This window comes from Streptomyces sp. NPDC058045 (assembly GCF_042885635.1).
Taxonomy (GTDB): domain Bacteria; phylum Actinomycetota; class Actinomycetes; order Streptomycetales; family Streptomycetaceae; genus Streptomyces.
In genome coordinates, this window is sequence record NZ_JBHVRR010000005.1 from 64,460 (window position 1) to 77,980 (window position 13,521).

9 protein-coding genes and 1 pseudogene are annotated in these 13,521 nt (G+C 71.4%); 1 reads left to right on the plus strand and 9 read right to left on the minus strand.

Features of this window, described 5'->3' with window-relative positions; genetic code table 11:
• Nucleotides 1–9 precede the first annotated feature (9 nt).
• The 6 genes from topA to bldG all read right to left on the minus strand — a co-directional run bounded on the left by topA (nucleotide 10) and on the right by bldG (nucleotide 9,519).
• Nucleotides 10–2,841, minus strand: a complete 2,832-nt coding sequence (topA, locus tag ACFVST_RS05150; protein WP_390147020.1) for a type I DNA topoisomerase — start codon at nucleotides 2,839–2,841, stop codon at nucleotides 10–12.
• A 426-nt stretch (nucleotides 2,842–3,267) separates the two neighbouring features.
• Entirely contained in the window at nucleotides 3,268–4,791 is a 1,524-nt protein-coding gene (locus tag ACFVST_RS05155; RefSeq protein WP_390147022.1) for a methyltransferase, read from the minus strand.
• A gap of 106 nt (nucleotides 4,792–4,897) precedes the next feature.
• Nucleotides 4,898–5,485: a small secreted protein gene (locus tag ACFVST_RS05160; protein ID WP_390147023.1), complete on the minus strand. Its 588-nt coding sequence runs from the start codon at nucleotides 5,483–5,485 to the stop codon at nucleotides 4,898–4,900.
• A gap of 306 nt (nucleotides 5,486–5,791) precedes the next feature.
• Complete coding sequence (locus tag ACFVST_RS05165; RefSeq protein WP_390147025.1) at nucleotides 5,792–8,251, minus strand: sodium-translocating pyrophosphatase; 2,460 nt, start codon at nucleotides 8,249–8,251, stop codon at nucleotides 5,792–5,794.
• A gap of 400 nt (nucleotides 8,252–8,651) precedes the next feature.
• Nucleotides 8,652–9,080 carry an ATP-binding protein gene (locus ACFVST_RS05170; protein ID WP_390147026.1) on the minus strand — a complete coding sequence of 143 codons (429 nt, stop codon included), beginning with the start codon at nucleotides 9,078–9,080 and terminating at the stop codon, nucleotides 8,652–8,654.
• A gap of 97 nt (nucleotides 9,081–9,177) precedes the next feature.
• Nucleotides 9,178–9,519: an anti-sigma factor antagonist BldG gene (gene bldG, locus ACFVST_RS05175; RefSeq protein ID WP_005475923.1), complete on the minus strand. Its 342-nt coding sequence runs from the start codon at nucleotides 9,517–9,519 to the stop codon at nucleotides 9,178–9,180.
• A gap of 83 nt (nucleotides 9,520–9,602) precedes the next feature.
• Here bldG and ACFVST_RS05180 point away from each other — a divergent pair, with 83 nt between their 5' ends.
• Nucleotides 9,603–12,278 carry a DEAD/DEAH box helicase gene (locus ACFVST_RS05180; protein ID WP_390147028.1) on the plus strand — a complete coding sequence of 892 codons (2,676 nt, stop codon included), beginning with the start codon at nucleotides 9,603–9,605 and terminating at the stop codon, nucleotides 12,276–12,278.
• 55 nt (nucleotides 12,279–12,333) lie between these two features.
• On the opposite strand, the pseudogene ACFVST_RS05185 reads toward ACFVST_RS05180, so the two are convergent.
• From ACFVST_RS05185 to ACFVST_RS05195, 3 genes and pseudogenes are all read right to left on the minus strand, one after another.
• Nucleotides 12,334–12,594, minus strand: a pseudogene (locus ACFVST_RS05185) (Rv3654c family TadE-like protein); the annotation flags it as partial.
• A complete protein-coding gene (locus tag ACFVST_RS05190; protein WP_390147173.1) occupies nucleotides 12,591–13,019 on the minus strand; it encodes a TadE family type IV pilus minor pilin in 429 nt (142 codons plus the stop codon). The pseudogene ACFVST_RS05185 and the gene ACFVST_RS05190, both read right to left, overlap by 4 nt.
• 55 nt (nucleotides 13,020–13,074) lie before the next feature.
• A complete protein-coding gene (locus ACFVST_RS05195) occupies nucleotides 13,075–13,212 on the minus strand; it encodes a DUF4244 domain-containing protein (protein WP_390147030.1) in 138 nt (45 codons plus the stop codon).
• Nucleotides 13,213–13,521: the final 309 nt, after the last annotated feature.

Below are 13,521 nucleotides of genomic sequence, written 5' to 3' on the forward strand. Positions count from 1 at the left end.
GACGGGTGGTCAGTCCTCGGCGGCGGGCGCGGTGGCGGACTTGGCGGCCGTCTTCTTCGCCGCGGTCTTCTTCGCGGTGGTGGTCTTCGTGGCGGTGGTCTTCTTCGCCGCGGTCTTCTTGGCCGTCGTCTTCTTGGCGGCGGTCTTCTTCGCGGGCGCCTTCTTGGCCGCCTTCTTCGCGGTCTTCTTGGCGGGGCCCTTGGCACGCTTCTCGGCGAGCAGTTCGTAGCCGCGCTCGGCGGTGATCTCCTCGACACTGTCCGCGGACCGCAGGGTGGCGTTGGTCTCGCCATCGGTCACATACGGGCCGAAGCGGCCGTCCTTGACGACGACGGGCTTGCCGCTGACCGGGTCCTCGCCCAGTTCCTTGAGCGGGGGCTTGGCGGCGGCCCGGCCGCGCTGCTTGGGCTGCGCGTAGATGGCGAGCGCCTCTTCGAGGGTGATGCCGAAGATCTGGTCCTCGCTCTGGAGCGAGCGCGAGTCCGTCCCCTTCTTGAGGTACGGGCCGTAGCGGCCGTTCTGCGCGGTGATCTCCACACCCTCGGCGTCGGTCCCGACGACACGGGGCAGCGACATCAGCTTCAGCGCGTCCGCCAGGGTGACGGTGTCCAGGGACATCGACTTGAAGAGCGAGGCGGTGCGCGGCTTGACCGCGTTCTTGCCGGTCTTGGGCGTGCCCTCGGGCAGCACCTCGGTGACATAGGGGCCGTAGCGGCCGTCCTTGGCGATGACGGGGCGGCCGGTGCCCGGGTCGGTGCCCAGCTCGAAGTCGCCGCTGGGCTTGGCGAGCAGCTCCTCGGCGTACTCGATGCTCAGCTCGTCGGGGGCGAGGTCCTCGGGGACGTCGGCGCGCTGGTGGCCGTCGGAGTCGCGTTCGCCGCGCTCGATGTAGGGGCCGTAGCGGCCGACGCGGAGCACGATGCCGTCGCCGACGGGGAAGGACGACACCTCGCGGGCGTCGATGGCGCCGAGGTCGGTGACGAGTTCCTTGAGACCGCCGAGGTGGTCGCCGTCGCCGTTGCCCGCTTCGGCGGCTCCGGCGCTGTCGCCCTCGCCGAAGTAGAAGCGCCGCAGCCACGGCACGGCCTGGGCCTCACCGCGGGCGATCCGGTCGAGGTCGTCCTCCATCCGGGCGGTGAAGTCGTAGTCGACCAGCCGGCCGAAGTGCTTCTCCAGCAGGTTGACCACGGCGAAGGACAGGAAGGAGGGGACGAGCGCGGTGCCCTTCTTGAAGACATAGCCGCGGTCGAGGATCGTCCCGATGATCGAGGCGTACGTCGAGGGGCGGCCGATCTCGCGCTCTTCGAGCTCCTTGACCAGGGAGGCCTCGGTGTAGCGGGCCGGGGGCTTGGTGGCGTGGCCGTCGACGGAGATCTCCTCGGCGGTCAGCGCGTCGCCCTCGGCGACCTGCGGCAGGCGCCGCTCGCGGTCGTCCAGCTCGGCGTTGGGGTCGTCGGCTCCTTCGACATAGGCCTTGAGGAAGCCGTGGAAGGTGATGGTCTTGCCGGAGGCGCTGAACTCGGCGTCGCGGCCGTCGCCCGCCCGGCCGCCGATCCTGACGGTGACCGAGTTGCCCGTGGCGTCCTTCATCTGGGAGGCGACGGTCCGCTTCCAGATGAGTTCGTAGAGCCTGAACTGGTCGCCGGTCAGGCCGGTTTCGGCGGGGGTGCGGAAGCGGTCGCCGGAGGGGCGGATCGCCTCGTGCGCCTCCTGCGCGTTCTTCACCTTGCCCGCGTAGGTGCGGGGCTTGTCGGGCAGGTAGCCGGCGCCGTAGAGCTGGGTGACCTGGGCGCGGGCGGCGGCCACGGCGGTGTCGCTGAGCGTCGTGGAGTCCGTACGCATATACGTGATGAAGCCGTTCTCGTACAGCTTCTGCGCGATCTGCATCGTGGACTTGGCGCCGTAGCCGAGCTTCCGGCTCGCCTCCTGCTGCAGCGTCGTCGTACGGAACGGGGCGTACGGCGAGCGGCGGTAGGGCTTGGACTCGACGGAGCGGACCGCGAAGTCGGTCTGCTCCAGGGCGGCGGCGAGGGTGCGCGCGGCGGCCTCGTCCAGGTGCAGGGCGTCGGACTTGAGCTGCCCGCGGGCGTCGAAGTCCCGGCCCTGGGCGACCCGCTTGCCGTCGACCGTGCTCAGCCGGGCCGTCAGCACGGACGGGTCCGAAGTGTCACCGGGGCGACCGGTGCCGAAGGTGCCGGTGAGGTCCCAGTACTCGGCGGAGCGGAAGGCGATGCGCTCGCGCTCCCGCTCGACGACGAGGCGGGTGGCCACGGACTGTACGCGGCCCGCCGACAGCCGCGGCATGACCTTCTTCCACAGCACCGGCGAGACCTCGTAGCCGTAGAGGCGGTCGAGGATGCGGCGGGTCTCCTGGGCGTCGACCAGCTTCTTGTTCAGCTCGCGCGGGTGGGCGACGGCGTCCCGGATGGCGTCCTTGGTGATCTCGTGGAAGACCATCCGGTGGACGGGGATCTTCGGCTTGAGGACTTCCTGGAGGTGCCAGGCGATGGCCTCGCCCTCGCGGTCCTCATCGGTGGCGAGGAAGAGCTCGTCGGAATCCCGCAGCAGGTCCTTGAGCTTTTTGACCTGGGCCTTCTTGTCCGCGTTGACGACATAGACGGGCTGGAAGTCATGGTCGACGTCGACGCCGAGGCGGCGCACCTCGCCGGTGTACTTCTCGGGGACCTCCGCGGCGCCGCTGGGAAGATCTCGGATGTGCCCGACGCTCGCCTCGACGGTGTAGCCCGGGCCGAGGTAACCCTTGATCGTCTTCGCCTTGGCAGGCGACTCCACGATGACGAGTCGGCGGCCGCCCTGCGCGGTCTCGCTGGTCGGGGACAACTTCGCTCTTCTCTCCGGTGGACGCTCGGTGGACATCTGCTGACGCTGCGGAGTGTGACGGTACATCCCGCCCCCGTGTCAAACGGGAAAAGTGCGCAACGGCCACTCGAACGGTAACCCGAGTCCCGCGGTTCCTGCCGCCCGGAGTCGGGACCTGCCCTCTTCCAGCGAACGGAGAGTAAGCGGAAGCCCTCCTCTTAGTTGCCCGGTACCACTCGGTCCGGTGAGCGGGACCGCCCTCGGAGCCCAGGTCAGCTCAGGGTGAGGCACCAGCAGCCCGGCAGAAGTGCGACCACCCCGCCGAGCACCGCCAAGGCGGCCGATGCGACCGGGTTCACACCTTGTGCGACGGGTGCGCCGTGCCGCAGCCTTTCGGCCCCGACCCGGGGGCCGATGCGCGGTGAACGGAGGCCGTCCGCCGCACGGCTACCCCTCGGCGACCGGCTCCAGGAAGCCCTGCTCGACCAGCAGCCGGATCTGGGCGGGGGTGCGGTCCCGGAGCAACACCGGGTCCTCGCCGACGAGTTGGGCGATGGCGTCCAGGATGGTGCCGGCGGTGAGGGTGCCGTCGCAGACTCCGGCGAAACCGGCGCCGACGGTGTCCACCCGGGTGGCGCGCCGCATCCCGCGGTTCTGGCGCAGCACCACATGCTCCGGGTCCTCCGCGCCGGGCAGCCCGACCTGCTCCTGCACCACCTCGGGGGCGAGCTTGAACCGCCCGGCCAGCAGCGCCGCGTCGTCGTGCGCCCGCAGATACGCCACCCGCTCGAAGTGCCGCCGCACGGTCTCGCCGAGGGGCTGCTCCACCGGGTGCGGCCACTCCTCCACCACGATCGAGGGCCGCTCGGCGCCGGTCCTGCGCAGCGTGATCCAGCCAAACCCGACGGCCCTGGTGCCGCGGCGCTCGAACTCGTCGAGCCAGGCGTCGTAGCGGGCCGCGTATCCGGCCGGGTCGCCCTGGTGGTCACCGGCGTCCCGCAGCCACAGCTCGGCGTACTGGTTGATGTCCTGGACCTCGCGCTGGACGATCCAGGCGTCGCAGCCGCGCGGCACCCAGGAGCGGAGGCGGTCCGTCCACTCCTCTCCTTCCAGGTGCTGCCAGTTGGCGAGAAACTGCGCGTACCCGCCCTCGCTGAGCCGTGCCCCCGCCTGCTGGACGAGGGTGCGGCACAGGTCGTCGCCGCCCATCCCGCCGTCCCGGTAGGTGAGGCGGGCGCCCGGGGAGATGACGAACGGCGGGTTGGACACGATCAGGTCGTACCGGGTGTCGCCGACCGGTTCGAAGAGAGAGCCCTGGAGCAGCTCGGCCTCGGGCGCGCCGGACAGGGCGAGGGTGAGCCGAGTGCAGTGCAGGGCACGGGGGTTGAGGTCGGTGGCGGTGACCCGGGTGGCGTGCTGGGCGAGGTGCAGCGCCTGGATGCCGGAGCCGGTACCGAGATCGAGGGCGGCGGCCGCCGGGGTGCGTACGGTCAGTCCGGCGAGCGTGGTGGAGGCGCCGCCGACGCCGAGCACCACATCGGTCTCGGCCTCCCCTCCACGGCCCCCGGCACCGGCCGCGCCGCCGACGGCGCAGCCCAGGTCGGAGACGATGAACCAGTCCTCGCCCGCGGGGCCGCCGTAGGGGCGGATGTCGACGGCGGCGGTCACCTCGTCGCCGCCGGCCTCGGCCAGCCAGCCGCTGTCCAGGCACTCCTCCACGGGCAGCACGGCGGCGGCGCGGGCGCCGGGCACCGGCTGCTGCAACAGGAAGAGCCGGACCAGGGTCTCCAGCGGGGTGTCGCCGCGGGTGGCCCGCAGCGCGGGGACGGTCTCGCTGCGGGCCAGGGCCGCGTAGGCGGGGGCGCCGAGCAGGTCCAGCAGGCCGTCGGCGGTGAAGGCGGCTTTCAGCAGGCCGCCGCGGAGGCGGGCGGCGACGTCGGGGCGGTCGGCGGCGGGCAGTTCGGTACTCACCCCGCCATTGTGATCCCTCGCCACCCGCCCCGCGTCCGGGGCTCCGGAAGCGGGACGGGGGGGGTGGGACGGGGGCGGGGCCGGGCGGCCGGGGTGGCGCGGTGGGTCAGCTCGCGGGGGCGGAGGGGGCCGCGCCGGCGCTCTTGCAGCTCTCCTGCTTCTGCATGGCCTTGCCGACGTCGCCCTGCTCCAGGTTCTTGAGGGCGTTGTTGCCGCTCCTGCCCAGCTTGTCGAGCTGGGTGGCGACGTCCTTCAGGCCGTCGGCGAACTTCGACTGGTCCTTGGTGTCGATCTTGTCCACCTGCTTGCGCAGGTCCGCGTAGGACGAGGAGATGCTCTTCAGCTCCTTCACCGCGTCCTGCTGCTTCTTCTCGCCCTTGTCGACCGGCGGGGCGCCCGCCTTGTCGACCGAACTGGCGATGGCGGCGTACGCGTCGGACATGTCCTGGAAGGCCTTGGAGTCCGTCGCCTGGACGTCCTCGGGCTTGCTGTTGTCGGAGGTCTCCTTCTGGATCGCCGCGTTGGCCGCACCGATCTTCTTCGCCTGCGGCTGCACGGAGTCGCACACCGTCTTGGCCCAGGCGTCCAGCTTCTCGTTCTTGTCGTCCGCGCACCCCGACAGCGCAAGTACCAGTACCGCACCGCCGGACAGTGCGGCAGCTAGCTTCTTGTTCACCGGATCGGTCCCTTCCATGGCTCTCGGCCCCGGAACATACACGGCATCCGGACGACACCCGCACACACAAAGTCCGTTATGCAAGCAATTAAGGGTGTTTGCACCAGGCGAGAGAAGGGTCACGGTCGAAGATCCCCTGGTGCGGAACCGCGGCCATGCGACCAGGTACTGGGCCCTCCGCACGACAGCGCGGGCGGGCGGCGCCCAAGTGGCGCCACCCGCCCGCGGATTGACAACCCGTCCGGTGAACTCCCGTACCGGACGCGGGAATACGTCCGGACGCCGGGAGCCGCCGCGGACGCGGGGATGTGCGGCGGACGCGGACTAGGACGGAACCGTCGCGTCCGCGGAGTCGCTGCTCACCTGGTCCCCTTTGCCCGCCCCCTTCCCGGCTCCTTTGGCGCCGCCGCCGGTGCCGCCCTCGGTGTCCTCGTCGTCGCCCACCACGATCCCGCGGCGCTTCGACGTGTACACCGCGCCGATGATCACCGCGAGGGCGAGCACCGCGACCACCACCCGCACTCCGACGCTGGCGTTGCCGCCGTAGCTGAACTTGATGACGGCGGGCGCGATGAGCAGGGCGACCAGGTTCATCACCTTCAGCAGCGGGTTGATCGCGGGGCCCGCGGTGTCCTTGAAGGGGTCGCCGACGGTGTCGCCGATGACGGTGGCCTCGTGCGCCTCACTGCCCTTTCCGCCGTGGTGGCCGTCCTCCACGAGCTTCTTCGCGTTGTCCCAGGCGCCGCCCGAGTTGGCGAGGAAGACCGCCATCAGCGTGCCGGTCCCGATGGCGCCGGCCAGATAGGCGCCGAGTGCGCCGACGCCCAGCGTGAAGCCGATGGCGATCGGCGCCATCACCGCGAGCAGACCCGGTGTGGCCAGCTCCCGCAGCGCGTCCTTGGTGCAGATGTCCACGACCCGCCCGTACTCCGGGGTCTCCGTGTAGTCCATGATCCCCGGCTTCTCGCGGAACTGGCGCCGCACCTCGTACACCACGGCGCCCGCGGACCGGGAGACGGCGTTGATGGCCAGCCCGGAGAAGAGGAAGACGACGGCGGCACCCGCGACCAGGCCCACCAGGTTGTTGGGCTGGGAGATGTCCATGACCAGATTCATCGGACCGCCCTGGCCGACCGTCTCCCCTACGTCATGGGCGGCGCTGGTGATCGCGTCCCGGTACGAGCCGAAGAGGGCCGAGGCGGCGAGCACCGCGGTGGCGATGGCGATGCCCTTGGTGATGGCCTTGGTGGTGTTGCCCACCGCGTCCAGGTCGGTGAGGACCTGGGCGCCGGCGCCCTCCACATCACCGGACATCTCGGCGATGCCCTGCGCGTTGTCGGAGACCGGACCGAAGGTGTCCATGGCGACGATCACACCGACCGTGGTGAGCAGACCGGTACCGGCCAGCGCCACCGCGAACAGCGCCAGCATGATCGAGGTACCGCCCAGCAGGAACGCGCCGTACACACCGAGGCCGATCAACAGCGCGGTGTAGACGGCGGATTCGAGGCCGAGAGAGATACCGGAGAGGATCACGGTCGCCGGTCCGGTGAGCGAGGTCCGGCCGACGTCGCGCACCGGGCGCCGGGTGGTCTCCGTGAAGTACCCGGTCAACTGCTGGATCAGCGCGGCCAGCACGATGCCGATGGCCACCGCGACCAGCGCGAGCACCCGCGGATCACCGCTCTTGCCCTGGATCGCCGCATCGGTGACGCCGTTCAACTCGGCGTAGGTGGACGGCAGATAGGTGAAGACGGCGACCGCCACCAGGACCAGGGAGATGACCGCGGAGATGAAGAAGCCGCGGTTGATGGCCGACATACCGCTGCGGTCGGCCCGCCGGGGCGCCACCGCGAAGATGCCGATCATGGCGGTGACCACACCGATCGCGGGCACCAGCAGCGGGAAGGCGAGACCCGCGTCACCGAAGGCGACCTTGCCCAGGATGAGCGCGGCGACCAGCGTCACCGCGTAGGACTCGAAGAGGTCGGCGGCCATACCGGCGCAGTCGCCGACGTTGTCGCCCACGTTGTCCGCGATGGTGGCGGCGTTGCGCGGGTCGTCCTCCGGGATGCCCTGCTCGACCTTGCCGACCAGGTCCGCGCCGACGTCGGCGGCCTTGGTGAAGATGCCGCCGCCGACCCGCATGAACATGGCGATCAGCGCGGCGCCCAGGCCGAAGCCCTCCAGCACCTTCGGCGCGTCCGCCGCGTATACGAGGACCACGCAGGAGGCACCCAGCAGGCCGAGTCCCACGGTGAACATCCCGACCACACCGCCGGTACGGAATGCGATCTTCATGGCTTTGTGGGAAACGGTGGTGAGATCCTTTTCCGGTTCTCCCGGCGCCGGAGTCGCCTCGCGTGCGGCGGCGGCGACGCGCACATTACTGCGGACCGCGAGCCACATGCCGATATAACCGGTGGCCGCGGAGAACCCGGCACCGATCAAGAAGAAGAGAGATCTTCCGGCGCGCTGATTCCAACTGTCCGCGGGAAGCAACATGAGCAGGAAGAACACCACGACGGCGAAAACGCCCAGGGTGCGCAACTGCCGGGCCAGATAGGCTTTCGCGCCTTCCTGGACCGCCGCCGCGATCTTCTTCATACTCTCGGTGCCCTCGTCCGCCGCGAGCACCTGGCGCACCAGAACGCCCGCCACCGCAAGGGCTGCGAGCGCGACCACCGCGATGACGACGACGATGATCCTATTGCTGTCGGTGAGTACCGCGGCTGCGAGGGTTGTGGGCTGATCGAACTGCTGAGGGGAAGAAAGCCCCGCCATTCGTCCTCCTTGACGCTTGGGCTGAGCTCAAGATGTGGACGGATTGTAGGGAGCGGCAGCCGATCAAAACAGTGGGCCCCGATCGGAATTGGCCCGCATTGACCCGCCGTTGCTCCTCAGCAAATGATCGCGCTCTTGGACGATCACCGAAAGAGGTAATGGCCCAAAAGCATTGACGCCGGGGAAATGATCCGGATCATCTGCACAGTGCCCGAAGCGATTAGGCCGAACGGGGAACGGCGACCGGAGGGCGATCGCAGGTCGGCGAGGGACGCGCGGCGGCGGAGTGGCCGAAAACAGAAAGGCCCCGCCTCGGAGGGCGGGGCTCGGGAAGTCGGCGGCGACGGCCGCGGGGGGAGCGGTGTGGGCGGGGGCCGGTCCGGACCCGCCCGGGGCGCGGTCAGTCGAGGACGGGCTCGGGCGCGGTGGGCCAACTCATCCTGATCCGGCCGCCGTTCTCGTCCGCCCGGACCTCGACATCGTCGACCAGACCGCTGATCACGGCGAGGCCCATCTCGTCCTCGCTCTCCGCGTCCTCGTCGGCTCCGGGAGCGGGCTCCCCGCCGGTGGCGACCGCGTGCGGCGCCTCGTCACCGACCTCGATGGAGAACTGCTTCTCCTCCTCGATCAGCAGCACCTGCACCGGCGCGGCCACCCCGTTGCTCTGGTGGAGCCCCACCGCGCGGGAGCACGCCTCGCCCACGGCGAGCCGCACCTCGTCGAGCACCGCCTCGTCCACGCCGGCCCGGCGCGCCACGGCGGCCGCCACCAGGCGGGCCGTCCTGACATGCTCGGGCTGCGCACTGAAGCGGAGCTCGACGGTGGCCATGCATCCCCCTCTACATACGGGCGTGCTGTCGGGGGCCGGGCCTCGGCCCGGCCCCCGTGTGCTCTGACGGTCCGGGCCGCGGGGCCCGGGGCTGCGGTCAGTCGGTGGCGGCGACCGCTTCGTCCACAGACGTGTGGATGGGGAACACCTTGGTCAGGCCGGTGATACGGAAGATCTTGAGAATGCGCTCCTGGTTGCAGACCAGCCGGAGCGAGCCCTCATGGGCACGCACCCGCTTGAGCCCGCCCACCAGCACGCCGAGCCCGGTGGAGTCGAGGAAGTCGACTCCCTCCATGTCGACGACAAGATGGAAGCTGCCGTCGTTCACCAGCTCGACCAACTGCTCGCGCAGCTTGGGCGCGGTATACACATCAATTTCGCCACCGACCTCGACGACCGTACGATCGCCGACGGTACGAGTCGACAGGGACAGGTCCACGGATCCTCCAGCACCTTGCTATCGAGCGGTCGCGCCCCTTGGGGACACCTCGGCTTGAACCCCGGGACGGATCGCCAGCCGCGTTGGCATTCAATCACTTACCGGCAGTCGCGCACGACGCCTTGGGACCATTGTCCGTCACTCCGGTGACACACTCGGTGCCGATGGCCAAGAATCATCGTCCCGATCGTTCCCCGGCGGGCACCGCAGCTCGTCCCTCCCCGCAGTCGGTCCTGGACCGGCTCGCCCCGGGGCAGGGCCGGGCTACGCGCATCACCCATACGGAGCACATGCCCCCACGTGAGGGGCGCTATGCCGTGTGGCCCGACCGTATCCGACCAGAGATCATCGCGGCCGTCCAGACCGCCGGGATCGCACATCCGTGGGAACACCAGGCGCGAGCCGCCGAGCACGCCCTGGACGGCGACTCGGTGGTGGTCGCCACGGGCACCGCGTCCGGCAAATCGCTCGCCTATCTGGTGCCGGTGCTGAGCACCCTCCTCGACGGCTCCGAGGCACCGAACGGCCGCGGCGCCACCGCGCTGTACCTCGCCCCCACCAAGGCCCTCGCCGCCGACCAGCGCCGTGCGGTCAAGGACCTGGCGGCCCCCCTCGGCACCGCCGTACGGCCCGCCGTCTACGACGGGGACACCCCCGTCGAGGAACGCGAATGGGTACGCCAGTACGCCAACCTCGTACTGACCAACCCCGACATGCTGCACCGCGGAATACTCCCCTCCCACCCCCGCTGGTCGTCCTTTCTGCGTGCGCTGCGCTTCGTGGTCGTCGACGAGTGCCACACCTACCGCGGGGTCTTCGGCTCGCATGTCGCACAGGTGCTGCGCCGGCTGCGCCGCCTCTGCGCCCGCTACGGCTCCGACCCGGTCTTCCTGCTGGCCTCCGCCACCGCCGCCGACCCCGCGCAGTCGGCCGGCCGGCTCACCGGGCTGCCCGTGGTGGAGGTCGCCGACGACGCCTCACCGCGCGGCGAACTCGTCTTCGCCCTGTGGGAGCCGCCCCTGACCGAACTGCACGGCGAGAGGGGCGCCCCCGTACGCCGCACCGCCATCGCGGAGACCGCCGATCTGCTGACCGACCTGGTGGTGCAGGGCCGCCGCAGCATCGCCTTCGTCCGCTCCCGGCGGGGCGCCGAACTCGTCTCGGTGATCGCCAAGGAGCGGCTCGCGGACGTCGACCGCTCCCTGCCGCAGCGGGTCGCCGCCTACCGTGGCGGCTACCTCCCGGAGGAACGCCGTGCCCTGGAACGCGCCCTGCACACCGGCGAGTTGCTCGGTCTCGCCGCCACGTCCGCCCTGGAACTCGGTGTCGACGTGGCCGGGCTCGACTCGGTCGTCATCGCCGGCTACCCGGGCACCCGGGCCTCCCTGTGGCAGCAGGCCGGGCGCGCGGGACGGGCCGGACAGGGCGCCCTGGCGGTACTGGTCGCCCGCGACGACCCGCTGGACACCTATCTCGTCCACCACCCCGAGGCCCTCTTCGACCAGCCAGTGGAGAGCACCGTCCTCGACCCGGACAACCCGTACGTCCTGGCGCCCCACCTGTGCGCCGCGGCCGCCGAACTCCCGCTCACCGAAGCCGACTTGGCACTCTTCGGACCTGCCGCCGCCGGGCTGCTGCCGCAACTGGAGGCGGCCCGGCTGCTGCGCCGCCGCACCCGCGCCTGGCACTGGACGCGCCGCGAACGGGCCGCCGACCTCACCGATATCCGCGGTTCCGGCGGCCGTCCCGTGCAGGTGGTGGAGGCCGGTACCGGCCGCCTCCTCGGCACCGTGGACGCCGCAGCCGCGCACACCACCGTCCACGAGGGCGCCGTCCACCTGCACCAGGGCCGCACCTATCTCGTCCGGCACCTGGACCTCGGCGAAGCCGCGTCGGAGGACGGGTCCGGGCAGGACGGGGCGGCGGACGGCGCCGGGGCGGGCGGAGGCCCGTCCGGCGGGTCCGGGAACCCGGTGGCGCTGGTGGAGGAAGCCACCCCGCCGTACTCGACCGTCGCCCGCGACACCACCTCCATCTCCGTACTGGACACCGATATCGAGGTGCCCTGGGGCGAGGGCCGCCTCTGCTACGGGTCGGTCGAGGTGACCAACCAGGTCGTCTCCTTCCTCCGCCGCCGCCTCATCACCGGCGAGGTGCTGGGCGAGACCAAACTCGACCTGCCGCCCCGCACCCTGCGCACCCGGGCCGTCTGGTGGACCGTCACCGAGGACCAGTTGGACGCCGCCCGGATCGGCCCCGAGCAGTTGGGCGGCGCCCTGCACGCCGCGGAGCACGCCGCCATCGGCATGTTGCCGCTCTTCGCCACCTGCGACCGCTGGGACATCGGCGGCGTCTCCATCCCCCTGCACCCGGACACCCTGCTCCCGACCGTCTTCGTGTACGACGGCCACCCGGGGGGCGCCGGATTCGCCGAGCGTGCCTTCCACACGGCGCGGACCTGGCTCGCGGCGACCCGGGAGGCCATCGCGTCCTGCGAGTGCGAAGCCGGCTGCCCGTCCTGTATCCAGTCCCCCAAGTGCGGCAACGGCAACGACCCCCTGCACAAACGGGGCGCGGTACGCCTGCTCACCACCCTTCTCCGCGGAGCCCCGACTCCTCCGGAGGCGAAGGAGGGGACGGGCCGCTCCTCGGGGGTGGGTGCGGAGGCGGGCGGGGCGGTGTCTGGTCGGTCGGCGTCGGCTCCGTCGGGGGACTCGGGAGAGACGGGAGTGGTTCCGGAGCCCCGGCCCGGGATCTGACCTCGGAGGTCAGCGGCCCGCGTCCAGCCGCGGCGACCACGTCGGACTCCCGGCCGCTCAACCGGCATCGCACGACGCGGGTGCCCTGCGCGGCGGCCACCGTACGGGCGCGGTCGCAGGCCGGGCCGGGGCCCTCCTGCCAGTGCCCGGCGGCGGCCAGCGCGGCCAGGTCGGCGGCGCCACCCGCCCGGTGCCGGAGGACCACGGCCTGTGCCATCGCCAGCAGCACACCGAAAACGAGGCAGAGGACCGCGACCCCCACCACGGTGACCACCGTCGCCGACCCCCGCTCACCACACCGCCCCGCCCACCTCATGTCCCCTCCCCCGGCGGCCTGTTGAGGTCATACGGGCTGGGGCGGGGTCCGGTACCCGGGACTCCGGACACCGTCTCCTCCGCGAGGGCGACCGCCTCCTGACGCAGCCGCAGCGCGAAGCCGGGCCCCGGAGCAGGTGCCTCCACCCGTACCCGAACCAAGTCGCCAGCCCGTCGTACGGTGACCTGCGCACCCGGTGGGGCGGCCTGGCGGGCGGCGGCCACGGCGACCCCCTCCGGGTCCTGCCGCGCCGCGGACCTGGCCCCGGCGCGGGCCGCGTCCACACACTGCACCTGCGCGGCCGCGGCCAGCAGCATCCACACCAGACCCATCGTGAACAGCACCAGAACCGGCAGCACGACCGCCGCCTCCGCCGTGGCAAACCCGGCATCACACCGCCCCGGCCTCCCCACCCGTACGCACATGGGGAGCCGCCATCGGCCGCCCCGGTTCCCGGCGGTGGGCCGAGCAACAGCCCTTTCAGAAGTGGACATCGAGGGCCTTCTCCACGATGCCCTGGAGGAGTTGCCGTACCTGGGCGCTGGTCAGCACCTTGTAGAGCAGCCCGGCGAATCCGACCGCGGCGATCAGACCCATCGCGTACTCCGAGGTCACCATGCCCGCGTCACCCCTGGACCGACCCGGGGGCCTCGCCGGCCTGGGTCGCCTCCAGGTCCGCGCCTCCGCCGGGCCGGACGCCGCTACCACTGCCGCCGCCTCGGCCGCCCCGGCCCTCGCCACCTCCAACGCGATCTTGTCCCGCAGCCATTTACTCGGCGTACGTTCCCGGGCCGGCGCTTTCGCCGCCCTCATCACCGGGACCGTCGACGCACGGGGCCTCGCCACGACACCCGTACCGGGCCTGACGTCACCCCGCCCACGACCGGGCGCCGTGGTCTCCCGACGCCTCACACCGGTCCCCGATCC